The sequence below is a fragment of the Stenotrophomonas sp. YJH_SMC_19 genome (assembly GCF_059367915.1).
In genome coordinates this window covers 16,774-42,311 of record NZ_JCAFRI010000006.1, presented here as the reverse complement: position 1 = coordinate 42,311, position 25,538 = coordinate 16,774, and the positions used below count along the sequence as shown (strand labels likewise).

General features: G+C 67.2%; 29 protein-coding genes. 11 read left to right on the top strand and 18 right to left on the bottom strand.

Going from position 1 to position 25,538, the window contains the following annotated elements; genetic code table 11:
• Positions 1–3 precede the first annotated feature (3 nt).
• Together AC5P5R_RS08775 and AC5P5R_RS08770 are read right to left on the bottom strand one after the other, a co-directional pair.
• Positions 4–597 (bottom strand): TetR/AcrR family transcriptional regulator, encoded by a 594-nt coding sequence (locus tag AC5P5R_RS08775; RefSeq protein WP_100438942.1) that lies wholly within the window; start codon positions 595–597, stop codon positions 4–6.
• A gap of 16 nt (positions 598–613) precedes the next feature.
• Entirely contained in the window at positions 614–1,210 is a 597-nt protein-coding gene (locus AC5P5R_RS08770) for an NAD(P)H-dependent oxidoreductase (RefSeq protein ID WP_049418037.1), read from the bottom strand.
• Positions 1,211–1,336: 126 nt separating this feature from the next.
• On the opposite strand from AC5P5R_RS08770, the gene AC5P5R_RS08765 reads away from it, so the two are divergent.
• On the top strand, positions 1,337–1,873 hold the full coding sequence (locus AC5P5R_RS08765; protein WP_005414649.1) for a hypothetical protein: 537 nt from the start codon (positions 1,337–1,339) through the stop codon (positions 1,871–1,873).
• Between the two features lie 33 nt (positions 1,874–1,906).
• Here the strand turns inward: AC5P5R_RS08765 and AC5P5R_RS08760 are convergent, their stop codons facing one another.
• The gene (locus AC5P5R_RS08760; protein WP_100438943.1) at positions 1,907–2,734 is read right to left on the bottom strand and encodes an isocitrate lyase/PEP mutase family protein; all 828 of its coding nucleotides are present in this window, start codon (positions 2,732–2,734) and stop codon (positions 1,907–1,909) included.
• 166 nt (positions 2,735–2,900) lie between these two features.
• Here AC5P5R_RS08760 and AC5P5R_RS08755 point away from each other — a divergent pair, with 166 nt between their 5' ends.
• The 4 genes from AC5P5R_RS08755 (at position 2,901) to accC (ending at position 6,374) form a co-directional block, all read left to right on the top strand.
• The gene (locus AC5P5R_RS08755) at positions 2,901–3,629 is read left to right on the top strand and encodes a DOPA 4,5-dioxygenase family protein (RefSeq protein ID WP_033834056.1); all 729 of its coding nucleotides are present in this window, start codon (positions 2,901–2,903) and stop codon (positions 3,627–3,629) included.
• Positions 3,630–4,013: 384 nt separating this feature from the next.
• The gene (aroQ, locus tag AC5P5R_RS08750; RefSeq protein WP_005411251.1) at positions 4,014–4,457 is read left to right on the top strand and encodes a type II 3-dehydroquinate dehydratase; all 444 of its coding nucleotides are present in this window, start codon (positions 4,014–4,016) and stop codon (positions 4,455–4,457) included.
• A gap of 59 nt (positions 4,458–4,516) precedes the next feature.
• A complete protein-coding gene (gene accB / locus AC5P5R_RS08745) occupies positions 4,517–4,996 on the top strand; it encodes an acetyl-CoA carboxylase biotin carboxyl carrier protein (RefSeq protein WP_005411252.1) in 480 nt (159 codons plus the stop codon).
• A gap of 10 nt (positions 4,997–5,006) precedes the next feature.
• Positions 5,007–6,374: an acetyl-CoA carboxylase biotin carboxylase subunit gene (accC, locus tag AC5P5R_RS08740; protein ID WP_005411253.1), complete on the top strand. Its 1,368-nt coding sequence runs from the start codon at positions 5,007–5,009 to the stop codon at positions 6,372–6,374.
• A 97-nt stretch (positions 6,375–6,471) separates the two neighbouring features.
• Here the strand turns inward: accC and AC5P5R_RS08735 are convergent, their stop codons facing one another.
• Together AC5P5R_RS08735 and AC5P5R_RS08730 are read right to left on the bottom strand one after the other, a co-directional pair.
• Positions 6,472–6,846, bottom strand: a complete 375-nt coding sequence (locus tag AC5P5R_RS08735; protein WP_005411254.1) for a hypothetical protein — start codon at positions 6,844–6,846, stop codon at positions 6,472–6,474.
• Positions 6,843–7,808, bottom strand: a complete 966-nt coding sequence (locus AC5P5R_RS08730; protein ID WP_032967023.1) for a hypothetical protein — start codon at positions 7,806–7,808, stop codon at positions 6,843–6,845. The genes AC5P5R_RS08735 and AC5P5R_RS08730 overlap by 4 nt, the downstream gene beginning before the upstream one ends.
• Before the next feature lie 164 nt (positions 7,809–7,972).
• On the opposite strand from AC5P5R_RS08730, the gene prmA reads away from it, so the two are divergent.
• The 3 genes from prmA to fis all read left to right on the top strand — a co-directional run bounded on the left by prmA (position 7,973) and on the right by fis (position 10,093).
• Positions 7,973–8,893, top strand: coding sequence for a 50S ribosomal protein L11 methyltransferase (gene prmA / locus AC5P5R_RS08725; RefSeq protein ID WP_164281575.1), 921 nt, complete (start codon positions 7,973–7,975; stop codon positions 8,891–8,893).
• Between the two features lie 42 nt (positions 8,894–8,935).
• Positions 8,936–9,703 carry a DUF3426 domain-containing protein gene (locus AC5P5R_RS08720; protein ID WP_100438944.1) on the top strand — a complete coding sequence of 256 codons (768 nt, stop codon included), beginning with the start codon at positions 8,936–8,938 and terminating at the stop codon, positions 9,701–9,703.
• A 114-nt stretch (positions 9,704–9,817) separates the two neighbouring features.
• A complete protein-coding gene (fis, locus tag AC5P5R_RS08715) occupies positions 9,818–10,093 on the top strand; it encodes a DNA-binding transcriptional regulator Fis (RefSeq protein WP_005419706.1) in 276 nt (91 codons plus the stop codon).
• Between the two features lie 126 nt (positions 10,094–10,219).
• Here the strand turns inward: fis and AC5P5R_RS08710 are convergent, their stop codons facing one another.
• Genes AC5P5R_RS08710 through AC5P5R_RS08685 form a run of 6 tightly spaced genes read right to left on the bottom strand, consistent with a single transcriptional unit; the run spans position 10,220 to position 16,020 of the window.
• Positions 10,220–11,215, bottom strand: coding sequence for a phosphatidate cytidylyltransferase (locus AC5P5R_RS08710; protein WP_005414654.1), 996 nt, complete (start codon positions 11,213–11,215; stop codon positions 10,220–10,222).
• Positions 11,212–11,841 (bottom strand): lysophospholipid acyltransferase family protein, encoded by a 630-nt coding sequence (locus AC5P5R_RS08705; protein WP_005411260.1) that lies wholly within the window; start codon positions 11,839–11,841, stop codon positions 11,212–11,214. Before AC5P5R_RS08705 ends, AC5P5R_RS08710 begins: the two co-directional genes overlap by 4 nt.
• 13 nt (positions 11,842–11,854) lie before the next feature.
• A complete protein-coding gene (locus tag AC5P5R_RS08700) occupies positions 11,855–12,292 on the bottom strand; it encodes a hypothetical protein (RefSeq protein ID WP_164281573.1) in 438 nt (145 codons plus the stop codon).
• The gene (locus AC5P5R_RS08695; protein ID WP_172476294.1) at positions 12,289–13,593 is read right to left on the bottom strand and encodes a phosphatase PAP2/dual specificity phosphatase family protein; all 1,305 of its coding nucleotides are present in this window, start codon (positions 13,591–13,593) and stop codon (positions 12,289–12,291) included. Before AC5P5R_RS08695 ends, AC5P5R_RS08700 begins: the two co-directional genes overlap by 4 nt.
• Positions 13,594–13,616: 23 nt before the next feature.
• Positions 13,617–15,368, bottom strand: a complete 1,752-nt coding sequence (locus AC5P5R_RS08690; RefSeq protein ID WP_049395355.1) for a bifunctional alpha/beta hydrolase/class I SAM-dependent methyltransferase — start codon at positions 15,366–15,368, stop codon at positions 13,617–13,619.
• Between the two features lie 34 nt (positions 15,369–15,402).
• Positions 15,403–16,020 carry a CDP-alcohol phosphatidyltransferase family protein gene (locus AC5P5R_RS08685; protein ID WP_005411264.1) on the bottom strand — a complete coding sequence of 206 codons (618 nt, stop codon included), beginning with the start codon at positions 16,018–16,020 and terminating at the stop codon, positions 15,403–15,405.
• A 223-nt stretch (positions 16,021–16,243) separates the two neighbouring features.
• On the opposite strand from AC5P5R_RS08685, the gene purH reads away from it, so the two are divergent.
• Genes purH through purD form a run of 3 tightly spaced genes read left to right on the top strand, consistent with a single transcriptional unit; the run spans position 16,244 to position 20,064 of the window.
• Positions 16,244–17,827 (top strand): bifunctional phosphoribosylaminoimidazolecarboxamide formyltransferase/IMP cyclohydrolase, encoded by a 1,584-nt coding sequence (purH, locus tag AC5P5R_RS08680; RefSeq protein ID WP_005411265.1) that lies wholly within the window; start codon positions 16,244–16,246, stop codon positions 17,825–17,827.
• A 16-nt stretch (positions 17,828–17,843) separates the two neighbouring features.
• Entirely contained in the window at positions 17,844–18,722 is an 879-nt protein-coding gene (locus AC5P5R_RS08675) for a hypothetical protein (protein ID WP_099473488.1), read from the top strand.
• Between the two features lie 58 nt (positions 18,723–18,780).
• Positions 18,781–20,064 carry a phosphoribosylamine--glycine ligase gene (gene purD, locus AC5P5R_RS08670; protein WP_099473490.1) on the top strand — a complete coding sequence of 428 codons (1,284 nt, stop codon included), beginning with the start codon at positions 18,781–18,783 and terminating at the stop codon, positions 20,062–20,064.
• A gap of 159 nt (positions 20,065–20,223) precedes the next feature.
• Here the strand turns inward: purD and AC5P5R_RS08665 are convergent, their stop codons facing one another.
• The 7 genes from AC5P5R_RS08665 to ftsE form a co-directional block, all read right to left on the bottom strand.
• Complete coding sequence (locus tag AC5P5R_RS08665; RefSeq protein WP_099473492.1) at positions 20,224–20,556, bottom strand: helix-turn-helix domain-containing protein; 333 nt, start codon at positions 20,554–20,556, stop codon at positions 20,224–20,226.
• Complete coding sequence (locus AC5P5R_RS08660; RefSeq protein WP_060381068.1) at positions 20,540–20,923, bottom strand: type II toxin-antitoxin system RelE/ParE family toxin; 384 nt, start codon at positions 20,921–20,923, stop codon at positions 20,540–20,542. Before AC5P5R_RS08660 ends, AC5P5R_RS08665 begins: the two co-directional genes overlap by 17 nt.
• Before the next feature lie 176 nt (positions 20,924–21,099).
• Entirely contained in the window at positions 21,100–21,975 is an 876-nt protein-coding gene (rpoH, locus tag AC5P5R_RS08655) for an RNA polymerase sigma factor RpoH (protein WP_005411269.1), read from the bottom strand.
• A 278-nt stretch (positions 21,976–22,253) separates the two neighbouring features.
• Positions 22,254–22,967, bottom strand: coding sequence for a uracil-DNA glycosylase (ung, locus tag AC5P5R_RS08650; protein ID WP_099473496.1), 714 nt, complete (start codon positions 22,965–22,967; stop codon positions 22,254–22,256).
• Positions 22,968–22,976: 9 nt separating this feature from the next.
• Positions 22,977–23,819 (bottom strand): response regulator, encoded by an 843-nt coding sequence (locus tag AC5P5R_RS08645; RefSeq protein ID WP_043034539.1) that lies wholly within the window; start codon positions 23,817–23,819, stop codon positions 22,977–22,979.
• 7 nt (positions 23,820–23,826) lie between these two features.
• Complete coding sequence (gene ftsX / locus AC5P5R_RS08640; protein ID WP_005414664.1) at positions 23,827–24,774, bottom strand: permease-like cell division protein FtsX; 948 nt, start codon at positions 24,772–24,774, stop codon at positions 23,827–23,829.
• Positions 24,775–24,777: 3 nt separating this feature from the next.
• Positions 24,778–25,464 carry a cell division ATP-binding protein FtsE gene (gene ftsE / locus AC5P5R_RS08635; RefSeq protein WP_005411273.1) on the bottom strand — a complete coding sequence of 229 codons (687 nt, stop codon included), beginning with the start codon at positions 25,462–25,464 and terminating at the stop codon, positions 24,778–24,780.
• Between the last annotated feature and the right edge of the window lie 74 nt (positions 25,465–25,538).

Below are 25,538 nucleotides of genomic sequence, written 5' to 3'. Positions count from 1 at the left end.
GGCTCAGCGCCGCTCGACCGTCGCCACGATCAGCCGCTGCAGCTCGGCCTCGGCGTTGGTCTTGTCCAGCGCGCCTGCCGCCACGGCTTCGGACAGGGCTTCAGCCGCACCGAGAATCGCCCAGCGCCCAGCAAGTGGCACCGTGCCATCGGCGGCAAACGGACCCAGCCATATGTTGCAATTGTCGATGAAGTCCTGCTGGTAACGCCGCCGCACCTCGTGCAGTTCCGGCGCTCCCACCAGCGCGGCGAGGATGCCCTGCACTTCACTGCCCTGGCTGAGGATGCAGTCGATGTAGCCGGAGCCGATGGCCGCCGCACGGTCGGCCAGCTGCGCGCGGGCGCGGCCGATACGCTCGTGGAAGACCACCGTCTGCCGCCCGTCATAGTCATCGTAGAGCGCGGCCAGCAGGCCGTTGCGGGTCACGAAGTGATCGTAGGCCACCGGCTTGGTCACACCGGCCGCCTCGGCCAGCCGTCCCAGCGTCAACGCGTCGGTGCCTTCTTCACCCACCAGCGCCCAGGCCACGTCCAGCAACTGGCGGGCGCGTTGCTCGCGGGTCAATCGGCGGCGCGTGGGAGCGGCGTTGGCGGGCATCGGCGGAACACGGCGATCAGCGCATCGGAGTGCCTATTTTACGGCCGATCGCCAGCGCGGTCTGCAGATGCGCTCCAGCCGCACCGGTATCGGCATCCAGCAGCAGGTCGGACGTCAGCACGCGTGCGCCACAGTAGTCGAAGATGCCCATGTCGATCTGCGTCTTCATCGCCGCATCGTAGCCGCGTCGTTCGACCATCGCTGCATCGGCACCGCCCAGCCCCACCAGATGCACGTTCAGGCGCTGCAGCTTCTTCACCAGCTTGCCCTGCGCATCCTGTGCGTAGGCCCATTCGTTGGTGAAGACACGGTCGATCCAGCCCTTCAGCAGTGCCGGGAACGACCACCAGTACAACGGGAACACCAGCACCAGCGTATCGGTGGCCTCCAGCCGTGCGTGCTCGGCGGCGATGTCGGCCGGTACCGCGCCGGTGCTGCGGAACAAGGCTTGGTCCTGAGCGTTGAAGCGCGGATCGAAGCCTTCGGCCATCAGATCGGCGTAGGCCACGGTGTTGCGGGCGTCGGCAGCATTGATGGCATCGCCGATGCGATGCGCCATCGCATGGGTCAGCGAACCGGGTTCAGGGTGGGCGATGACAATGAGGCTGTGCATGGGGGGTCTCCAGAAATCAATACCTACCAATAGTAAGTAGTGATTTTCGGGATACCAGCGCCATCGATGGGACGCTGTTTTCGCATCCACCGTATAGTGCGGCGGTGCCCTGTGAGACACCCGAACATGGATCGACGCCTGCCCCTGACGATGCTGATGCTGCTGTCGCTGTTGCTGTTGCTGCCATCCGCCTTCGCAGGTGAACTCAGTCCCAGTGATGCGAAGGCTCTGCGCGAAGATGTGCGCGCCATGATGGCTGCATACGCCCGCGGCGATGCGGACTTCCTCATCGAACGTACCCATCCCAGCCTCAAGCGACTGGCCGGCGGCGATGACGCCTTCCAGGCGATCACCCGTGATGCGTTGAAGAAGCAGCACAACGCCGGTGTAGTGATCATCAGCGAAGATGTAGGTGTGCCGACCCGGACCTATGCTGCCGGAGAGGAAGAAGTCTGCTTCGTGCCACGCCAATCCCTGATACGGGTGCGTGAAACCCCAATGCGCAGCACCACGTTCATGGTGGCCGTGCGCCGCGTTGGTGGTTCCGGCTGGACGTATCTGGATGGCACCGGGCTGCAGGGCAATCCAAACCTGCTTCGCCAACTGCTGCCAGCGCTGGAACCCGACGTGACCTTACCCAAGCGGGAGATCGAGGCGCTGTAGTCGCCGGCCCCTCCCGCCTTGCACGGCGTGGATCTAGCGGAACAGCGCGTTCAAGGCAGCCCCGGAGGCCGCCTGCTGCAGGCCATCGAAGCGTCCGTCCTGCACGATCGGCTGTGCCGCCTGCATCAACCCGCCCCACGCAGCACGGGCCAGCGCGCCGCCCAGGCTGACCCGGCGCACGCCGAGCGCGGCGATGTCCTGCAGGCTCAGCGACGTCGGTCCACCGACCAGCAGGTTCACCGGCTTCGACCCGGCAGCGGCGACCACCGCGCTGATCTGCTCGCGCGTGCTGATGCCAGGTGCATACAGCACGTCGGCACCGGCCTCTGAGTAGGCACGCAGGCGCTGCAGGGTGTCCTGCAGATCCGGCACGCCAACGAAGAAGTTCTCGGCGCGGCCGACCAGCAGCACGTCGCCACCCGCGCGGTCGATGGCTGCACGGGCAGCGCGCAGGCGCTCGACCGCCTGGTCGATCGGACGCAGCGGTGCATCGGCCACGCCGCTGGCATCCTCGATCGACAATGCCGCAATGCCGGTGTCGATCGCCGCGGCCACCGCCTCCTGCACCGCCTGCGGCGTGGCGCCGAAGCCATCACCGAAGTCGGCATTCAACGGCAATGGGGTCGCTGCCGCCATCACGCGCAGATGCGCCAGCGTGGACTGCAGCGAAACCGCTCCGTCCGGCCGTCCTTCGCTCCAGGCGCAGCCGGCACTGGTGGTGGCCAGTGCCTGGAAGCCCTGCCGCTGCAGGTAGCGGGCACTGCCCACATCCCACGGGTTGGGCAGCACGAAGCAACCCTGCGCGTGCAGCTGGCGGAAGAACGCGCGCTTTTGCTGTGTGTCGGCATCGGGCGAGATCATGGAAGGGCTCCGGGGCGGCAGACCTGCACCCTAGCCCGCCCAGCGGCCATGCTCAACGACAACGGGGCGCACCTGCATGAGGTGATGCCCCCTGCTTATTGGACGCTGTGGATGCGGGTGCCCGAGCGTGCTTGCCTGCCCACACGATGCCGCCACGGAGCCCTTCATGCACCCGGACCCGCAGACCCTCACCGACGCCGGCGATGATGACGCCCACTGGGCCGACCTGCTGTCGCCGGCACGGCGCCGCCTGATCGCTTCGGCGGGTCTGGCCGCTGGCGGCCTGGCCAGTGCCTCGACCGCCGCCGCAGCACCGCGCGGCAACGACGCGGTGAATACCACCGAGCCTGGCCGCCCCGGCTTCCGTGCCATCGTGCCGCCAGCACCGGAAGGGCGCAGCCCCTGGGGCCAGGCCACGGCCAGCGAACCGACCCCGCGCCCGGCCAGCGTGCGTCCCGGCGAGGCCACCCTGCCCGTGACCCCACGCGCCTACACCGACATCAAGAGCTATCACGCGCACATCTACTTCGACGAGGACAGCTTCGAGAAGGCTGCGCTGCTGCGGCGCTGGGCGGCCGAGCGCTTCCCGGTGGAGCTGGGCAACTGGAACCTGGAACCACGCGGGCCGCACGTCACCCCGTCGTTCTACTTCGGCTTCACCAACGACCTGCTGCCGGTGCTGGTGCCCTGGCTGCAGCTCAACAGTCTGGGCCTGACCATCCTGATCCACCCCAATACCGGTGATGGCCGCGCCGACCACCTGTATTACGCGTTGTGGGTAAACCGCGCGCAGCCGGTGAATGCCTACAACTGGCCGGCACCGAAGCCTGGGGAACGGGAGCCGCTGGAAGAGGTGTTCCCGAACGTGGTGCCGACGGTGCCGCTGGAGACGTGAGCGGGGCGTGGCGGGGGACAGTAGGTGTGCGGCACACCTTGGGCTGCCCCTCGGTGGGTGCGTGGCGTGCTGCGTACCGAACGTCCTCCATCCACGCATGGCGTGGATCTACTGACCGGTAGCCTCGTCAGCGCGTGGCGTGGATCTACCGCAGCACCGCCCATGACAGCATCAGCCCTGCCCATGCCTGCCGCCATCGTCGGCCTACGTGCATGCATCCCCGGTCTGCGAGCCATTCAGCGCGCCTTGATCCAGCGCCCGCCATACGGCCACAAGCGCTCCGGCAGATTTCAAACGTTCGATTGAAACGCTGCAAACTTCGCCGAACTGGACAGCATCCGCCGGTTCCGCCAGACTGCCGCCCTTTCCCGTCTTCCGGATCCCATGGCGAAGCTGCTGGTCCTGCACGGCCCCAACCTCAACCTGCTCGGCACACGCGAGCCGGAGGTCTACGGCCACACCACGCTGGCCGACATCGACCAGGCCCTGGCCAGCCAGGCATCGGCCGCCGGGCACGCGGTGGAGAGCCTGCAGTCCAATGCCGAGCACGTGCTGGTGGACCGCGTGCAGGCCGCGCGCGACGACGGAACCGCTTTCATCCTGATCAACCCCGCCGCCTTCACCCACACCTCGGTTGCCCTGCGCGATGCGCTGGCCGCGGTGGCGGTGCCGTTCATCGAGATCCACCTGTCCAACCCGCATACCCGCGAACCGTTCCGCCAGCACAGCTACTTCAGTGACAAGGCGGTGGGCGTGGTGTGCGGCTTCGGTGCCGACAGCTACCGCTACGCGATGGACGCGGCGCTGCTGCGGGTATCCGCCACCTGATTGTCGACCCGGGCGCCCACGGCGCTCTCCTCACCTAGATAGAAACCAAAGAGGCCCTCATGGATCTGCGCAAAATCAAGAAGCTGATCGACCTGCTGGAAGAGTCGAACCTGGCTGAAATCGAAATCAAGGAAGGCGAAGAGTCGGTGCGCCTGTCGCGTGCCCCGGTGGCCGGCTATGCCGCCCCGGTCGCCGCCCCGGTGTACGCCGCTCCGGCCGCCCCGGCACCGCAGGCAATGCCGATGCAGTCGCCGACCGAAGCCTCCACCGGCGGTACCGCCAAGCCGGGCCCGGCACTGCCGGAAGGCCACGTGCTGCGCTCGCCGATGGTCGGCACCTTCTACGCGTCGTCCGCCCCGGACAAGCCGGCCTTCGTCACCGTTGGGCAGCAGGTCAAGGAAGGCGAGACCCTGGCCATCATCGAAGCAATGAAGATGTTCAACCCGATCGAAGCCGACACGTCCGGCACCATCGTCGCCATCCTCGGCGAGAACGGCCAGCCGGTGGAATTCGACCAGCCGCTGTTCGTGATCGGCTGAGGGGCACGCCATGCTCGACAAAGTCGTCATTGCCAACCGAGGGGAGATCGCGCTGCGCATCCTGCGCGCGTGCCACACCCTCGGCATCCGCACGGTGGCCGTGCATTCCACGGTCGACCGCAACCTCAAGCATGTGGCCATGGCCGACGAGTCGGTCTGCATCGGCCCGGCGCCGTCGCCGCAGAGCTACCTCAACATTCCGGCGCTGATCGCCGCCGCTGAAGTCACCGACGCGCAGGCGATCCATCCCGGTTACGGCTTCCTGTCGGAGAACGCCGACTTCGCCGAGCGCGTGGAAGAATCCGGCTTCATCTTCATCGGCCCCAAGGCCGACACCATCCGCATGATGGGCGACAAGGTCGAAGCCATCCGCGCGATGAAGTCGGCCGGCGTGCCGTGCGTGCCCGGTTCGGGCGGCCCGCTGGGCGATGACATCGTCGCCAACACCAAGATCGCCCGTGAGATCGGCTACCCGGTCATCATCAAGGCGGCCGGTGGCGGTGGCGGTCGCGGCATGCGCGTGGTGCATGCCGAGGCCTCGTTGAAGACCTCGATCGAAACCACCAAGAGCGAGGCCAAGGCCGCGTTCGGCAATGGCGAGGTCTACATGGAGAAGTTCCTGGAGAACCCGCGCCACGTGGAAATCCAGGTGCTGGCCGACGGCCAGGGCAACGCCATCCACCTGGGTGAGCGCGACTGCTCGATGCAGCGCCGCCACCAGAAGGTGGTGGAAGAAGCACCGGCACCGGGCATCACCGCCGAACAGCGCGAGCAGATCGGCAAGGTCTGCACCGAAGCCTGCGTGCGCATCGGCTACCGCGGCGCCGGCACCTTCGAGTTCCTGTACGAAGACGGCCGCTTCTACTTCATCGAGATGAACACCCGCATCCAGGTGGAACATCCGGTCACCGAAATGGTCACCGGCATCGACCTGGTGGCCGAGCAGCTGAAGATCGCCGCCGGCCAGAAGCTGTCGATCAAGCAGAGCGACGTGGTGCTGACCGGCCACGCGATCGAGTGCCGCATCAACGCCGAAGACGCCGAGACCTTCGTGCCCAGCCCGGGCACCATCACCGGCTTCCATCCGCCGGGTGGCCCCGGCGTGCGCGTGGATACCCACATCTACAGTGGCTACCGCGTGCCGTCGAACTACGACTCGATGATCGGCAAGCTGATCGTGCACGGCCCGGACCGCGAAACCGCCATCGCCCGCATGCGGGTGGCGCTGAGCGAGATGGTGGTCGACGGCATCAAGACCAACATCGCCCTGCAGCAGCGGATCATGCGCGACAAGGGCTTCCAGGCCGGTGGCCAGAACATCCACTACCTGGAAAAGCGTCTTGCCGAGCGCAAGAACAAGCCGATCGCACTGACCTGATCGGCAGCAGGTACTGGACATGAAAAGGGCGGGGATATCCCCGCCCTTTTTCTATTGCCGTAGAGCCGAGCGTGGGCTCGGCTCTGCAGCAGGTGCATCAGCGCTTGTCGGCAGCTTCGGCCGGGATCTGCGAATTCGCCAGCGGGCGAACACCATTGGGCGAGCTCGGGTCGACGATCACCATCGTCTCGGTGGACCCATCGGGCCACACCACCTGGAAGGTACTGCCTGCCGGCAACGAAGCAAACGGCATGCCGCTCTGCGCGCGATAGACCGCAGCGACCTGGCTGGCACCCACGCGGCGCACATCTTCCTGCGCCTTCACCGTGGTCAGTTCCACTTTCGACAGATGCCGGTAACGATCTTCATAGGTGTCGATCATCAACAGCCCGACCGCGCCGGCCGAATAGGCCACGAACAGCGCCACCCAGAACCAGAACTTGGCCCCATGCAGGAATCGACGGTAGTTCATTGCCCGCCCCTCTTGCCAACCAATCGCTTGATCCACTGCTTCATTTTCCCCGCACCTTGCCGCGAAACCGCAGCGTCATACACGAAATCCCGGAAATCCTGCGTCCCATCCTGCGAACAGATCCCTCCATTCGCACAAAAACTGTTGACCAGCACGCTGTCGGCACCACACGGTAGACCGAGCTCGCAGGCCGCAACCCGCCACGCCAGTTCACTGAGCTGTTCACCCGCCACCAGGCCAGTGAGCGCCTGGTCGCCCGCCGCGCGCACGCCCATGCCCGGTGCAATGGCCATGAAGGCCTCCGGATCGCGCGATGTGCGCACCCGCTCGACCAGGTCACGGCGGTACTCGGGGCTGTCATTCAGCGGCTCGCCTTCGGCAAACAGCGATGCTTCCGCTGCGAGGTTGCCCTGCGTGGCCGCCTTGCGGCGCTCGGCCAGCACCAGCGCGGACCCCAGCTTGTCGCCCGGCACGAAGCCGCCACAGCGCTGCGCCACGCGCTCGCGCGCCTGCACCATCGCCGGTGCAGCGGTCAGGCCCAGCCCGGCCAGCACATTGTTGTCCAACCGATAACCGCCCGGATCGATGGCGTACTGCGCGCAGTAGTCGTAGACCCGGCTGAGCATCCAGCGCGCCTCGTGATTGCCGTCGTCGGCCTGCACGCGCAGGCGCTGCGCGTAGGCGTACAGATCGGTCGCATCCTCGATGTCCGCGCGCAGGTCCAGCGGCAGGCCCGAAGGCAGCGCGTTGCCGCGCTCGAACGCCGCCAGGCGACGCGCCAACGCTTCCGGCACGACCGGCAGGGGCGCCGCATCGTCCGCCGCAACCTGCGCCGTCGGCAGTTCGCCTGCGGTCACCGGTACCGACCCGGCATGGCCGCTGGCCCGATACCCGGCCACGCCCAGCACGGCCACCGCCGGCAGCACGAGCAACCAGGTTTTCAGGGTCGGAGCAAAGGCCATTGGCGGCAGTGAGCGTTCATGGCGCACAGGAAAGCAACAAGTTTAGCAAGGCCCGCCAGGCCTGTCTGAATCGGTTCCGTTCATCTCCAAGCGGCATCTCAGGCAATACGGAGACGCTCCGATGGTCTAGCATGGCCCCCTTTCCCGCGATTGCCCCCACCGCCATGCCGTTCCTGGAACTGACCCTGCGTTGCACCGAAGCTACCCAGCCCCGCTATGAGAATGCGCTGGAGGATGTCGGCGCACTGGCCGTCACGCTGCTTGATGCCGAGGCCGATACCAGCAACGAACAGGCCATTCTCGAGCCGGGCGTGGGCGAGACCCCGCTATGGGACACACTGGTGCTGAGCGCGCTGTTTCCCGCCGACAGCAACGCATTGCTGCTGCTGGCCGCGCTGGAGGCGTTCGACCCGGAACTGGACTGGAGCAGCGGCAGTTTCCGCGCGGTCGAGGACGAGGACTGGGAACGCGCCTGGCTGGACCAGTTCCAGCCGATGGCTTTCGGCAGCCGCACCTGGATCGTGCCGTGGAACCATGAACTGCCGGAGGCCGCACAGGCTGCCGACGCCGCCGTGGTGCGGCTGGACCCGGGCCTGGCGTTCGGCTCGGGCACCCACCCGACCACCGCGCTCTGCCTGTGCTGGCTGGACCAGCTGGCCGTGGATGGCTTGCTGCAGGGCCAGCGCGTGCTCGACTTCGGCTGCGGCTCCGGCATCCTTGCGCTTGCCGCGCTGAAGCTGGGCGCCGCTGAGGCCATCGGCGTGGACAACGATCCGCAGGCCCTGGTCGCCACCGCCGACAATGCCGAGCGCAACGGCGAACAGGCGCGCATGCACGTGTACCTGCCGCCGGACGAACCGGTCGCCACCTACCCGATCGTGGTCGCCAACATCCTCGCCTCGGCACTGGACGCGTTGGCCGAGCTGCTGGCCGCGCGCGTGGCTGCCGGCGGCCGTATTGCCCTGTCCGGCATCCTGCACGGCCAGGAAGGTGAACTGCTGCAGCGCTATGCCGAATGGTTCGACGACCTGCAGGCGACCCAGGATGGCGACTGGATGCGCATCACCGGCGTGCGCCTCGCCTGATCGTGGTTGAATGACTGCTGGATCCGAGCCCGCACCCTGAGCATGTCCGAGCCGAACCCACCGCGACGCCCTCTGGCAACCTTCCTGCGCACCGCCCCGGAAGGTTCGCCCGTGCCTGCGACCGATGCGCGCACGCAGGAACCGCAAGAACACGCGTCGCCTGCCATGCAGGTGCCAGCCGGGCCCGCCGAAGCGGCGCATGTTGCGGCGGAGATGCAGCACGACGATGCGCCTGTCATCGTTGATGACATTGCGGCCATCGCGTCGGCACCGGTTGCAGTGCCGGCAACGACGGCCGCCGTTGACGCGCCGAGTTTCCTTGGCAGTGCGCGCCCCCGCAGCCTGCCGGCACCGCGCTGGCACTGGCTGCTGGTTGCAGGGCTGGCGCTGCTGCTGGTGCTGCAGAGCCTGCTGGCCGACCGTGCGCGGCTGGCCGCCGACGCTGGCAACCGTGCTTGGCTGGGCACGCTCTGCGGCCTCCTGCGCTGCAGCCTGCCGGCCTGGCATGAACCCACTGCCTTTACCATGACCAGCCGCGAGATCCGGCCGCTGCCCGGCCGGGCCGGCGTGCTGCAGGTGCAGGCCAGCATCCGCAACGACGCTCGCTGGGCACAGGCCTGGCCGGACCTGCGCCTGTCACTGTCCGATGCTGATGGCCGGGTGATCGGCAGCGGTGTGTTCACGCCTGCGCAGTACCTTGGCGAGAACCCCGGCGCCGCGCTGCTGGAACCGGGCCAGAGCGCGCGCGTCGCCTTCCGTGTGCAGGAGCCCGCCGCATCCACCGTCGCATTCACCTTCGACTTCCTCTGAACGTGAAAAGGCGACCGGCCGTGGCAGGCCGGGCACGCTCGCGCTAGACTGGCCGCCACCACCTCGTCCGGCCGCGCGCACCGCGCGCACGGGCCCACCGAATCGGGAACCCCCTTGAACGCTGTCCTCTCTCGTCCTGACAACAGTCGTGGCGCTCCCCGGCCACCGCTGCGTGAACATGTCGCCCAATCCGTGCGCCGTTACCTGCGTGACCTCGATGGCTGCGACGCGGACGATGTCTACGAGATCGTGCTGCGCGAGATGGAGATCCCGCTGTTCGTGGAAGTGCTCAACCACTGCGAAGGCAACCAGAGCCGCGCCGCCGCGATGCTGGGCATCCACCGTGCCACCCTGCGCAAGAAGCTGAAGGAATACGGCATCAGCGCGTAAACGCGCACGGGTAGTGCCGGCCGCTGGCCGGCAACCCCACGAACGGTGGCAGGATGTTGCAGTTGCCGGCCAGCGCCCGGCACTACCGGTAGATCCGCCCCATGCGTGGATGGAAGCCCGGCAGAATCAACCGCCGCCGCCCGCCTTCCAGTAATACCGCACCACGTGGAAGAACACCGGCGCGGCGAAGCACACCGAATCCAGCCGGTCGAGCATGCCGCCATGGCCCTCGATCATGTGGCCCCAGTCCTTGATGCCCCGGTCACGCTTGATCGCCGACATCACCAGGCCGCCCCAGAACCCCATCAGGTTGATCAGCAGCGACAGGCCGAACGCCTGCAGCGGCGTGAACGGGGTGATCCACCACAGCGCCGCGCCCAGTGCGCTGGCACTCAGCACGCCGCCGACGAAGCCCTCCACCGTCTTCGACGGCGACAGCTTCGGCGCGATCAGGTGCTTGCCCAACAACTTGCCCCAGATGTACTGCAGCACGTCCGAGGACTGCACCACGATCACCAGGAAAGCAAACAGCAGCACGTTGCGCGAGGGGTCATGGCCCGGCACGTGCAGGTTCAGCAGCAGCGGCACATGCGAAATGCAGAACACGCAGATCATCAGCCCCCACTGCACCTTAGCGGTCCGCTCCAGGTAGTGCGTGGTGTCGCCGCCGATGGTCGACAGGATCGGCAGGAACAGGAACGCGTAGACCGGAATCAGCAGCGTGTACATGCCGTACCAGTCGATCCACACCAGGTAGTACTGCCACGGCAGCACGATGTAGAACGCGGCCAGCAGCGCGTAGTAATCGCCTGAGCGGGTCGGCGCCAGGGTGATGAACTCGCGCAGTGCGAACAGCGAGATGATCGCGAACAGCACGATCACCCCGGCGCGGCCGAAGAACAGCGCCAGCCCGACCACGATCGCCATTACCCACCACGCGCGGATGCGCGACACCAGGTTGGCGATGACCGCGCTGGGCCGGCCGCGCTGGCGCCATCGCAGCGTTTCGGCCACCAGCGTGGCCAGTACCAGCACCGCACCGACGCCAGCGAACAGCAGGCCGGTCTGCTGGCCCACGCTCTGCGCTGCCAGGTCGCCGGACACATCGATCAGGAAACTCATGCGCGCCCCCCGTTCGGCGCCAGGTCCAGCAGCGCCTGCCGGCTGCGGGCCAGGAAGGCCGCCTTGTCCTCGTCGGCCTGCAGCCGCAGCGGCGTACCGAAGGTGGCCGTGCACAGCAGCGGCAGCGGCAGGAACCGGCCCTTGGGCATCACCCGCTTCAGGTTGTCGATCCACACCGGCACGAATTCCAGCTCCGGCCGTTGCCGTGCCAGGTGATAGATGCCGCTCTTGAACGGCAGCAGCGGCTCATCGCCCACGTTGCGGGTACCTTCCGGAAACAGGATCAGCGAGCAATCTTCGTCCACCGCGTCACGCAGGGCCTGCAGCGGATCCTGCTGGCGATGGCCGGCCTCGCGCTCGACCAGCACGCCGTTGAACACCGCATCGATCAGGTAGCGACGCAGGCCGTCGCGCTGCCAGTATTCGGCCGCGGCAACTGGCCGCACCTGGCGCCGCAACGCAGGCGGCATCGACGACCAGATCAGCACGAAGTCGCCATGGCTGGCGTGGTTGCCGTAGTACACACGGCGCTCGCTGGACGGCGCGCAACCGATCCACAACGCGCGGGCACCGGTCACTACATGGATCGCACCACTGCAGGCGCGGGCAATCAGTTCGGCGAACATTGGTCCCTCCCGTTCACGTCTGCGGCCACAACACGGCCAGCACCAGCAGTGCGAACTGCACCGCTGTCAGCAGGTACTGGCGCAGCAGCAGGCGACGCATGCCGGCCCAGCGCGCGTCCCAGCCCCGCAGGGGCGCATCGGGCGACGCGCGGCGCAGGCCACTGTGGTGCAGCAGCTGATCAGTGCGGCGCGCGGCGGCATCGCCGTCCAGGCGCTCATCGCGCAGCAGCTGCAGCAGGCTGGCGTCCAGCGCAACCCGCCACGCGTGGTACGTCTGGGCCACCCCTGCAGACATGCTGGCCAGCAGCAACCCTGCAGCGATCATCGCCAGGCCCGGCTCGGTGCCGAGCAGCAGCAATGCCACCAGCAGCAGCCCCAGCGACAGGCATGCCGGCCAACGCCCCTGCCGCAGCAGCAGCTGCATGGTCGCCAGATCGGGAACCGTGCTCATGCGCGCACTCCTGCCGCGTCGGTGATGGCACGCAGATGGGCCGTACCCAGCACGATGCCAGGGCGCGCAGCACGCACGATCGCCACCGCCGCGTCCGCATCGGCCGCACGACCACTGCGCAGCAGCCAGGTGGCCACGCTGGCGGCGCTGCGCGAATAGCCCAGCGCACAGCACACCAGCAACGGTCCGTGCCCATGCAGGCGCTCGATGGCCTCGGCTGCTTCGCGCAGCTGTTCCGGTGCAGGGACCACCAGGTCCAGCATCGGCACGCTGGCATACGCGGCGCCCTGCGCGCGACAGGACAGCTCGGCGCAGGCATCCACCACGCCCCCCAGTGGCTGCGGCAACGCGCCGTTGGGAATGCGGCCCAGCCACACGCCGTCCAGCACCGGCACCGGCTGCGGCGCACGCCGCGTCCACAGCCGCGAGTTGATCCAGGCAGCGCCCAGGTACGGTGCCAGCAGCCATCGCGCGGCCATCGTCAGGCGGCCATCGGCGCGCTTCTGGAACACCGCTGTACCCAGCCCGGCATAGGCCAGCGCCACCAGCAGCAACGACGCCACCGGCCACAGCAGCCACAACGCGGCGCCACGCAGAAGCACCACCGGCACCAGCAATACGGCGGCCCCCAGCAGGTACAACGCTGCCAATCGCCAACGCCTCGCATCACGCGCGGTGTGCCAGGCCCGCAATGGTGGCGTGCCCTGCTCCGGCCACAGCCAGACGCACAGCCAACCGGCCAGCAGGCCGGTCGGGATATCGATGAAATGGTGCTGGAACGTGGTCAGCACCGAGACGCCGATCAGCAGTGCCCACACATGCAGTACCCCGCGCCACATGCCATGCAGGTACTGCGCGAACTTCACCCACAGCACGATCAACAGCACGATGTGCAGCGACGGCGCCTGGTTGAACGGCTTGTCGAAGCCCAGCAGCACATCGAACAGCCAGCCGAACATACCGCCGATCTCCGGACGCTCGAAGCTGAAGCGCAGCGGCCACAGCAGAAAACAGGTGACCGCGATGACCTGCGCACTGAACAGTCGCAGCGCATGCCGGTCCAGTTCCAAGCGATGCCGGCACAGGAAGAACGAGATTGCGTAGAACAGATCGATCGACCAGTACGGCACGATCGTCCACGGCACGAACGGGATACGTGTCTCCCACGCGAACGCCATCACCGGCAGGGTGGCGTGGCGGCCGGCCATCCAGTTGGCGAAGCCGTAGCTTGCGAAGAAGAACGGACCCAGCAGGGCCAGCCACAGCAGGGCGCGCCGCCAGGGGCGCCCTTCCGCGGCCAGCGGGGTTGCGGCGAGCGTCGCCATCACGCGGTCCGGCGCGCCAGCGACACGGTGAAGATGCCGAAGTCGTCGATGCGCTGCGCCACCTTCTCGAAACCGGCCAGGCGCACCAGCTCATCCATCTCCTGCTGGGTACGGCGACGCATCACCCACGCCGCGCCACCGCGATGGCTGGTCAAGGCGCGCGCGATGAATTCCAGCTGCGGGTGCCAGGGTTGGCCGGTGTAGGCCAGGTAGCCTCCCGCCGGCACCGTTGCGGCGATACCCTGCAGCGAGCGCAGCACGGCGTCGTTGTCGGGGAACAGTTCGTACAGGCCCGAGACCACCGCCAGTGTCGGTGCTGGATCGACCTTGGCCAGTTGCGCCGGATCGAACGCATCGCCCTGCTCGAAGCGGGCGATGTCGGCCGCACCGAGGCGCTCGATCAACGCTTGGCCCTGGGTCACGTTCAGATCGCTGAAATCACGCAGCACGATACGGTCGGCGCGCTGTTCGCCCTGGCCCAGCGCTTCCAGCACATACCGGCCATGGCCGGCGGCCACGTCCAGCACACGCACCGGCGTGCCCTGCCCGCGCAGGCGCTGGGCAGCGTCGCGCAGCAGTTCCTGCAGGTGCTGGCCGCGCACGCGGATGCCACGCCAGCCGATTGCATCCAGGTAGTTGCGGTCGACCATCCGCCCCAATGGGCCCTTGCCGCGCGCCTCATTCCGGTAGATGTAGTCCAGCGTGCTACCGGAATCGAAACCGGTCCGCAGGCCCAGCGCGATGCCTTCGGACAGCGTGCCGCCGAAGCGCAGGCCGCCACGCACCACGCGCCAGCGCAGGTCGGCCAGGCTGTTGCGCTCCGGTGGCCAGGCCAGGATCTCGGATTCTTCGAAGGTTGGCCCGTGACGGTGCGCGTCGCGCCGTGACAGCTCGCGCAGCGGCTCGGCAAAACGCGCCTGGATGAAGCTGCGGATGCGCGCCAGTGCTGGTGCACGATCGCGCTCGCCCAGCGTGTCGTGGAAGAAGCCCGGCAGATGCACACGCTCCTTGATCGGGCTGGACAGGCGCTCGTAGAAGCGGTCCTGCGGGCCACGGTGCACGACGAAATCCGAGCCGGACACCAGCAGCTGCACCGGTACGCTGATCGCCTGCGCATCGGCCACGATGCGGTCGGCCGCCTCGTACAGGCCCAGCAGCACGCGCACCGAAATCGGCCGGGTGATCAGCGGGTCGGTGCGATAGCTTTCCACCCGCGCCGGGTCATGGGTCAGCCACTGCGGCTTGACGTAGCTGTTGACGAAGAAATTGCCGCGCAGCTTCTGCATCAGCGCCAGGCCCGGGCGTGCGAACGGCACGTACAGCTTCACCTTGAACGCCGGCGAAGCCATCACCAGCGCGCGCAGGCGTGGTGCGTAGTCGTGCACCCAGGTCGCGGCGACCACCGCCCCTACGCTCTGCGCGATCACCACGATGTCTTCCACCGCAATGCCGTGCTCGGCGCCGATGTGGGCGATGAAACTGTCCAGATCACGCACCAGCGCCGGGAAGCCCGGTGCATCGCCCCGTGCGCCCGGCGAACGGCCATTGCCGCGCGCGTCCCAGGCGAAGAAGGCGGTGTCGGGCAGGTCCAGCTCATCGACCAGGTGGGTGACCCGGCCGGAGTGCTCATGGCCGCGGTGCAGCAGCACGATGGCCTTGGTGGCCGGCGTTGCGGTGGTGCCCGCCCAGTACCGGTAGAACAGCGGTACCTGGTCGAAGCTGTGGAATTCCCGTTCCTGCGCCTGACGCATGCAATCTCCTGATTGTCTTCTTGTATCTGCTTGATTAATTCGGCGAAACCGCTGCTTCCCGCAGTCCCCGACGGACGCGGTTGACCATCGTCAGCACGCACAGCACCGCCATGACCGCGGCCACGCCAGTGACCGTCATCGCGCCAACCCACTCAAACGCCAGCAGCAGGCCCAGCGCACCGATCACGAACGCGCGGTCGCTCTTGCCCATCGGGCCGTCGTAGCGGCGGCTGGCACCGACCATCAGCCCCAGCACCCCGGCGTACTCGCTCAGGGCCGCGGTCCAGGCCAGCAGCCACAGCATCTCGGGGCGCACGCCCGGCACGCTGAGCAGGCTCAGGTACAGCGCCGCATCGGCGATTACATCGCACAGCTCATTCAGATAGGCGCCCAGCCGCGACTGCTGGCCGAACTCGCGGGCCAGCATGCCGTCCACGGCGTTGAGCGCCATGCGCAGCAGCATCCACAGTGGCAGCAGCAGGTACAGCAGGGGCTGGGCCGGCGCGCAGCACCAGACGGCGGCGGCCACCAGCAGCGAGACCACGGCAGCGGCCACGGTCACCGTATTGGCAGTGATCCCCATGCGGTACAGACCGCGTACGGCTGGACGCAACAGGTCCTGGAAACGTCCTTTCAATGCATAGATCGACATGATCCGTACCCGCTGATCCTTGGCAGTGCGGGCACAGCCTACCCCATCGTTGGCAGATTCCGACAACCCTGCTCTGGTCCGCAGGCCAGCCCCCGGATCGGGCCGGATCGGTGTGCCCGACCCGGCCTTGCGTCGATCGCCACGGCAAATTACCCCTTCCAGCGCCCGCCACCGGCCCCCACCGCCTACAATATCGGCCCCGCTCCGCTGCCGATTCTGTCCCATGACTGCCGATCTGTTGCCCGTCCGCCGGGCCCTCCTCTCCGTTTCCGACAAGACCGGCCTGGTCGAGCTGGCCACTGCGCTGGCCGCACGCGGCGTGGAGCTGCTGTCCACCGGCGGCACCGCCAAGGCGATCCGCGATGCGGGCCTGGCCGTGAAAGACGTGGCCGACGTCACCGGTTTCCCGGAAATGATGGACGGCCGGGTCAAGACCCTGCACCCGATGGTGCACGGCGGCCTGTTGGGCCGTTCGGGCCTGGATGATGCGGTGATGGCTGAGCACGGCATCGGTGCCATCGACCTGCTGGTGCTGAACCTGTACCCGTTCGAATCGGTCACCGCCAAGGCCGACTGCACGCTGGCCGACGCGGTCGAGAACATCGACATCGGCGGCCCGGCCATGCTGCGTTCGGCAGCCAAGAACTTCGCCCGCGTGGCGGTGGCCACCGACCCGTCGCAGTACGCCGAACTGCTGGCCTCGCTGGCGGCCAACGACGGCCAGCTGTCGGCCGCCACCCGCTTCGCGTTCTCGGTGGCCGCGTTCAACCGCGTCGCCCAGTACGACGCGGCGATCAGCAACTACCTGTCGGCGGTCACCGCCACCGACGCCGCCGTACCGGCACGTGCCGAGTACCCGGCGCAGATGAACTCCACCTTCGTGAAGGTGATGGACCTGCGCTACGGCGAGAACCCGCACCAGAGCGGCGCGTTCTACCGCGACCTGTACCCGGTGCCGGGCACGCTGGCCACCTTCCAGCAGCTGCAGGGCAAGGAACTGAGCTACAACAACCTGGCCGATGCCGACGCGGCGTGGGAATGCGTGCGCCAGTTCGATGCACCGGCCTGCGTCATCGTCAAGCACGCCAATCCGTGTGGCGTGGCCGTCGGTGCCGGCAACGGCGATGCCTACGAGCTGGCCTACGCCACCGACCCGACCAGCGCCTTCGGCGGCATCATCGCCTTCAACAAGCCGCTGGACGCCGCCACTGCCAAGGTGATCCTGGACCGCCAGTTCGTGGAAGTGCTGATTGCCCCGGACTACGAGCCGGCCGCGCTGGAATACGCGCAGAAGAAGGCCAACGTGCGCGTGCTGCGCATCCCGCATGGTGATGGCCTGAACAACTTCGACAGCAAGCGCGTGGGCTCGGGCCTGCTGCTGCAGTCCTCGGACAACCGCGGCATGACCCGCGACGAGCTGAAGGTGGTCAGCAAGCTGGCGCCGACCGACAAGCAGTTCACCGACCTGCTGTTCGCCTGGAAGGTGGCCAAGTTCGTGAAGTCCAACGCGATTGTGTACGCCAAGGACAACCGCACGATTGGCGTGGGCGCCGGCCAGATGAGCCGCGTGTACTCGGCCCGCATCGCCGGCATCAAGGCTGCCGATGCGAACCTGGTAGTCGAGGGTTCGGTGATGGCCTCCGATGCGTTCTTCCCGTTCCGCGACGGCATCGATGCCGCCGCCGCCGCCGGCATCAAGGCGGTGATCCAGCCGGGCGGTTCGATGCGCGATGCCGAAGTGATCGCCGCCGCCGACGAACATGGCCTGGCCATGGTGTTCACCGGCGTGCGCCACTTCCGCCACTGATACTGGAGCGACACGGATGTCCGCAGTCTCACTGAAATCGCTGGCCATGCTCGCCCTCGCGGGCGCGGCCGTGCTGGCCGGCTGCAAGCCTGCGGCCGCCCCGGTGCCTGCGTCGTCGCCACAGGCCGCCACGTCGGCCCCTGCCGAGCCGACGGCGCACGTGAGCCGCACCGCACGACTGCAGGCCTTCCTGGTCCAGCGCTACGGCAAGAACGCCAGGCTCTCCGGTGAATGGCACGGCAGCTGGAACGACGACGGCGAAACCCGCCCGATGGACTGGCACGTCTGCGCCGAGCAGCCGGTGGTGAGCGGTGACAGCTGGCAGCAGTTGCTGGCGGTCTGCGGCGCACTGTCCGAAGGCGCGCACATCGACGCGGGAACGATCGACTTCTTCGTGCTGCGCCCGAAGGGCGATGGCTTCGACGTGACCAGCGAACTGACCGGCGAACGCTTCGGCAGCGGTGGCCAGCCCGGCACGGTCAGTGTCATCCGCGCCGGTAGCGACTTCCATGGCTTCCGCGTCGAGGACGGCTGGTTCGGGCAGGGCTTCTCGCTGCTCTCGCAGTCGCTGATCCTGCCAGGCCCGAACGGCCTGGTGGCCAGCGGCAGCGTGCGCAGCCATATCGACAATGATGCCCAGTACGAGTGCGACAACCCAGGGGCCAGCAGCGACCCGGAGACCGTCGAGGACTGCCGTACCCGCCGCTTCAGCATCGATTTCGCACTGCGCTTCGACGACAGCGATCGCAGCGCGCGCATCTGGCCGCTGCTGATCGAGGAAACCGGAACCACCTGTGGTGGCAAGCAGGTCCGGCAGGAACACCGCTTTACCCTGGACCCGAAGACCTGGGCCTATTCCTTCCCCGAATCGCTGCGACGCGAAGGCTGCGAATGAAGCACCTGCGCCAACGGGGACATCGACCTTCCCTTCCCACGCAATCTGGAATCTCGTGATGAACGTACTTGTCATCGGCTCTGGCGGCCGCGAACACGCCCTGGCATGGAAGCTGGCCCAGTCCTCCCGTGTCACCGAAGTGATCGTGGCGCCCGGCAACGCCGGCACCGCCAGCGAAGACAAGTGCCGCAACGTGGCGGTGAAAGTGACCGACATCGACGGCCTGCTGGCGCTGGCCCAGGCCGAAGGCGTGGCGCTGACCGTGGTCGGCCCGGAAGTACCGCTGGTGGCCGGCGTGGTCGACCGCTTCCGCGCCGCCGGCCTGCGCATCTTCGGGCCGACCGCCGCCGCCGCGCAGCTGGAAGGCAGCAAGGCCTACGCCAAGGACTTCCTGGCCCGCCACAACATCCCCACCGCGTTCTACGCCGTGCACACCGAGGTGGATGCCGCGCTGGCCTATGTGCGCGAGAAGGGCGCCCCGATCGTGGTCAAGGCCGATGGCCTGGCCGCCGGCAAGGGCGTGATCGTGGCGATGACCCTGGCCGAAGCCGAAGACGCGGTGCGTGACATGCTGTCGGGCAACGCCTTCGGCGATGCCGGTGCGCGCGTGGTGATCGAAGAGTTCCTCGATGGCGAGGAAGCCAGCTTCATTTCGATGGTGGACGGCGTGCACGCGCTGCCGATGGCCACTTCGCAGGACCACAAGCGCGTCGGCGACGGCGACACCGGTCCGAACACCGGCGGCATGGGCGCGTATTCGCCGGCCCCGGTGGTCACGCCGGAAGTGCATGCCCGCGTGATGCGCGACGTGGTGAACCCGACCGTGCAAGGCATGATCGCCGACGGGATCCCGTTCACCGGCTTCCTCTATGCCGGCCTGATGATCGACGCCAGCGGCGCGCCGAAGGTGATCGAGTTCAACGTGCGCTTCGGCGATCCAGAAACCCAGCCGGTGATGCTGCGCCTGCAGTCGGATCTGGTCGAACTGGTGGAAGCGGCCATCGACGGCCGCCTGGACCAGATCGACGCACAGTGGGATCCGCGGCCGTCGCTGGGCGTGGTGCTGGCGGCGAAGCCGTACCCGGAAGCGCCGATCACCGGCGACGTGATTTCCGGCCTGGATGAAGTGCCGGCCACTGCCAAGGTATTCCACGCCGGTACGGCATTGGATGCACAGGGCCAGGTGCTCAGTGCCGGCGGCCGCGTGCTGTGCGTGGCTGCACTGGGTGACAGCGTGCGCGACGCGCAGGCGAACGCCTATGCCGGCGTGGCCAAGGTGACCTGGGCCAACGAATTCCACCGCAACGACATTGGCTGGCGCGCGATCGCACGCGAGGGGTGAGGCCCACGCGGGATCGGGGCATCCACGCATGGCGTGGATCTACCTGATCTTGCCGCATCCATGCATGGCGTCGATCATGCGAGGCTCGCGGTAGATCCACGCCATGCGTGGATTGAATACCACGGTAAAGCAAAGGCCCGGCATCGCCGGGCCTTTGCTTTACAGAACTGCTTCGAGGCCCTTCCGTTCAATCAGGTTAAGCAACTTCAGTGACGGTCCGCTGGGCTTCTTTTCGCCCTGCTCCCAGCTGCGTACGGTGGAAACGCTGGTATTGAGAACTCCCGCAAATACCGGCTGACTGAGCTGCAATGACGTACGCAGGGCACGGATCTGGGCACTGCTGTATTCAGGGACCGGCTCAAGGCAAAGCGCTTCGTAGCTGCTCAACCGACGCTTATCAATGAAGCCATGCGCGTGCAGATTCACAGCCGCATCATGCACCGCTTCAAGAAGCGCACTTTTCGCGCGCCGTCGCTCAGGGGGCTTCGTCATGGCCGATCTCCTGTAGATCCCCGTATTCCAAGGCACGATTCAGCTGCGCCGTACTCATTTTCAGGAACTCCGATGCGTACAACTGCAGCGCATCCCGTTCCGCATTCGTGATCGCAGTACGTTCATTCTTCTCGTAGCCGAAAAGGAAGAACCAATGCCCGCCTCGCTGCGTGGCGACGATGATTCGAACGCTCCCACGCTTTCCTCGCCCCGGCAACGCAACGCGCTTCTTGAAGATTCCGCCGCCAAGATCAGCATCCACCAGACCCGCTTCCATTTCACGTACCGACCGGTACAGCGCAGCGTCGGACAGGGTGGTCCTGCGCATGCTGCGATTGAAACTTCGTGTGCGGAAGATGCGTGGCATGATCATACCGTGCCACTGCGTGGTACGGCGTGAACATCAGCACCCAGCACATGACCCGGTCGGCGCAATCACCGCCCTGGCGTCAGAGTAGAGCCACGCCATGCGTGGCTAAGCCCCACAAATGAAAAAGGCCCGGCATTACCGGGCCTTTTCAGTACTTCAACGCCACCCGCGCCTTACGCGGTGAACAGCGCCTTCATCTTCTTCAGCGCGTTCGCCTCAACCTGGCGGATGCGCTCGGCCGACACGCCGTACTCGTCGGCCAGCTCCTGCAGCGTCACCTTGCTGTCGGCGTCCAGCCAGCGACGGCGGATGATGTCGCGCGAGCGGGCATCCAGTTCCGCCAGGCCTTCGCGCAGCAGCTGCATCTGGTTGTCTTCGCTGTCCTCGCGCTCGTAGGCCATCGACGGGTCTTCGTCATCGGCAACCAGGAACGCAGCCGGCGACGGCGGTGCGTGTTCGTTGTCCTCGTCGGTCGGCGCGTCGAAACCGATATCGCGGCCGGACAGGCGCGACTCCATTTCCATGACCTCGCGCTCGGACACGTTCAGGTCCTTGGCCACCGCGCTCACTTCCGCCGCGTTCATCCAGCCCAGGCGCGTCTTCGACTTGCGCAGGTTGAAGAACAGCTTGCGCTGCGCCTTGGTGGTGGCGACCTTCACGATGCGCCAGTTCTTCAGGATGAACTCGTGCATCTCTGCACGGATCCAGTGCACGGCGAAGGAGACCAGGCGCACGCCCATGTCCGGGTCGAAGCGCTTGACCGCCTTCATCAGGCCGATGTTGCCTTCCTGGATCAGATCGCCCAGGGCAAGGCCATAGCCGTTGTAACCGCGGGCCACGTGCACCACGAAGCGCAGGTGCGAATGCACCAGCTCGCGGGCGGCGTCCAGATCGTTGCCGTCGCGGAAGCGACGGGCCAGGTCCTGTTCGTCATCGACCGACAGCACCGGGATCTGGTGCACGGCACCGATGTAGGCGTCCAGCGAACCGAGCGCACTGGGAATCGGGAGATTGTTTGCCACAAGGGCAGTAGAGGTGTTCTGGCTCATAGGCACCCATCTTAGCAGTCCGGGATTTGGACTGCTAAAGGAGGAAAAAGTTCCAGCATCCTATTGATGCAACACTGGTCCCAAACAGAGCCCTACCGTAGCGCGATTTGATGACAGTGGCGAGCGCGCTTTTCGGGATTCACAATCCCTTGGAATTCAAGCAATTACCTGCCGGGAACCGGCCGATTCCGGTCAAGCGGAGCTGAACGGGCCGTTCTGGAGGCCCATTCAGGCCAGGGAACGTTGTCCGGCGTTCAGGCCCGGCCGCCAGCCGGCGCTCAGAGCACCGAGCGCGGCGGCAGCGACCAGTCGATCGGGGCCTGGCCGCGACGCAGCAGGTACTCGTTGGCCATCGAGAAATGGCGGCAGCCGAGGAAGCCACGATGGGCCGACAGCGGCGACGGATGCGGGGCCTTCAGAACGCGATGGCGACGGGTATCAATGACCTTGCCCTTCTGCTGCGCGTAGGCACCCCAGAGCATGAACACCAAGCCTTCGCGTTCGCGGTTGAGCACGTCCACCACGTGATCGGTGAAGCCTTCCCAGCCACGGCCCTGGTGTGCGCCGGCCTTGCCCTCCTCCACCGTCAGCACGGCATTGAGCAGCAGCACGCCGCGTTGCGCCCACGGGATCAGGCAGCCGTGGTCCGGGCGCGGGATACCGAGATCGCTCTCGATCTCCTTGTAAATGTTCAGCAGCGACGGCGGCACCGGCACGCCCGGCGGCACCGAGAAACTCAGGCCATGCGCCTGGCCACGGCCGTGGTACGGGTCCTGGCCGAGGATCACCACATTCACCTGCTCGAATGGCGTGGCGTCGAATGCGGCGAAGATCTGCGGGCCGGGCGGGAATACCGCCGCGCCACTGGCCTTGCGCTGGCGCAGGAAGCTGGACAGCTCGCGCATCTGCGGCTGCAGGAGGTAATCGCCGACATGCTGCTTCCAGCTCGGTTCCAGCTGGATCGTCGGGGTGTCCGCTACTTCATCAATCATTGCACCACTTCATCGAATCAGGGGTCCATCGTTCAACCGGGCCAGGCGCAGCTGGAACAGCACCTTGGTGACCAGCAGCCGTTCTTCGATCGGCTTGAGTACCAGGTCGTTGGCGCCGGACTGCAGCAGCCCGGTCTGGTTATGCGGGTTGCCGTCGCCGGTCATCACCAGCACCGGCAGGCGGCGCTTGCCGTAGCCGAAGTCCACGCGCACGCGCTGCACCACGTCGCGGCCGCTCAGTTCGCCCTTCAGGGTGACGTCGGTCAGCACCAGGTCGATGCGATGGCGGCTGCGGCCCAGCGACTCGGCGGTGAGCAGGGTGAACGCCTCTTCGGCGCTGACCACGTGCAGCACGTTCAACTGCTGGCGTTCGAGCATGCGCTTGGTGGCCTCGGCCACCACGCGGCTGTCCTCGATATAGAGGATGGTCGCGCCGGGAATGGTCTGCGGCTGCACATAGCCGCGGATGAAGGTCGCCAGCGCCTCGTGGCCCAGCGCCTTGTCGAAATAGTCGGTGACGTACTCGGTGAAGCGACGCTGCTCCAGATGCTGCTGGGCATCGCCGGACACCACGATCACCGGCACGTAGGCCTGGCCGGCCGCTTCGCGGATCATCCGCGCCAGCGCCAGGCCGTCGCCATCACGCAGGGTCAGCGAGGTGGTCACCAGGTCCACCGGGCCCTGCGCCAGCGCCTGCTGCGCATCCTCGATGCTGTCGCAGCCAATCACCTCCACGCCCGGCAGGTCGCGCTGCAGGACGTCGGCGATCAGCTTGCGGACCAGCTTCGAGCCATCGACCACCATCACCCGCGTCGCGGGCCCTTCAAGGTGCTTCAGCGCTTGCGGTTGCATGCCGGTCTCAGGTGTCGGTCGGTCGGGTCTGGCGCAGGAAGTGGCCGGTGACCAGCCACGCGCCCAGCCAGCCCAGCAGCAGCGTGCCGAGCAGGACCAGGCCACCGTGCAGCAGGTCCAGGCCGTGCAGCACGAACGGGCTGCCGTAGCTGCGCGAGAGTTCGGCCAGCGGCACGCGCAGCGCGGCGCCGGCGGCGCCGATCAGCGCCAGCGCAACCGCGCCGGCGCCCAGGCCATACCACGCACCCAGGTACAGGAACGGGCGGCGGATGAAGCCATCACTGGCGCCGAGCAGCTGCAGCACGCCGATCTCTTCGCGGCGGGCCTGGATGTCCAGGCGCACGGTGTTGCCGACCACCAGCGCGGCACCGACGCCGAGCAGGACCGACAGCACCTGCACCAGCCGCGCGCCGAACGCCAGCCAGGCATCCAGGCGCTGGCGCCACAGTGCATCGTGCTGCACCAGGTCGGCCTCGGGCAGGCTTTCCAGCGCGCGTGCCAGGCGCGCGTCGTCCTTGCCCTGGCCGGGGGTGATCACCAGCAGCGAGGGAAGCGGGTTGTCATTGAGTGCGTCGATCGCCTCGCCGAGGCCGGCGTCGCGCAGTTCCTGCAGGCCCTGCTCGGGCGTACGCACGTTCACTTCGGCCACGTCGTCGCGGTCGCGCAGCTGGCCGGCCAGGCGCAGCGCGCCGGGGCCATCGACGTTGCCCTTGAGGAACACATTGATGTCGCGCGACTGCTGCACGCTGCCAGCGAACTGCTTGAGGTTGTCCAGCGCGATCGACAGGCCCAGCGGCAGGGCCAGCGCCAGCGCCATGACCATCACCGTCAGCAGGGTCGCCCACGGCTTGCGGCAGGCACGGCCGAGGCTGAACACCACGCTGTGCGCGTGGTGCTGGAACCAGACGCCCACGCGCGAGGGGGCGGCGGCTTCGCTGTTTTCGTTCTTCGCCATGCGTTACTCCGCCAGATCCTGCGGCGAGATGTCATCCACCAGCCGGCCGTGGTCGAGGATCAGCACGCGCTTGCGCATGCGGCGCAGCAGCGGCAGGTCGTGGCTCACCACCAGCACGCTGGTGCCGCGCGCGGGCAGCTCGGCGAACAGGGCCATGATCTCCGCCGCCAGGGTCGGGTCGAGGTTGCCGGTCGGCTCATCGGCCACCAGCAGCTTGGGCTCACCGACGATGGCGCGGGCGATGCCAACGCGCTGCTGCTCACCGGCCGACAGCTGCGAGGGCAGCGCCTTCTCGCGGTGGCCCAGGCCCATCCGTTCCAGCACCGAGCGCACGCGCTTGCTGATGTCGCCACGGCGGGTGCCGCGCAGGATCAGCGGCAGCGCCACGTTCTCGGCGATCGAGCGGTCCATCAACAGGCGGTGGTCCTGGTAGACCGCACCCACCGCGCGACGGTGGCGGGGCACATCGCCGCCACGCACCTTCAGCAGGTTGCGCTCGTCGAACACCACCGCGCCACGGCTGGGCCGCTCGTCCAGATGAATCAACTTGAGCAGGGTGCTTTTGCCCGCACCGGAATGGCCGGTGACGAACAGCATCTCGCCCGGCGCGACCTCGAAGCTGACATCGGTCAGTGCCTCGTGGCCACCGGCGTACTGTTTGCTGACATTGTCGAAGCGCAGGACACTCATGCCCCGATTATGCAGGACCGGCGCGACGTCGTGGAGACGGTCACATGATCGGTAGTGCCGGCCGCTGGCCGGCA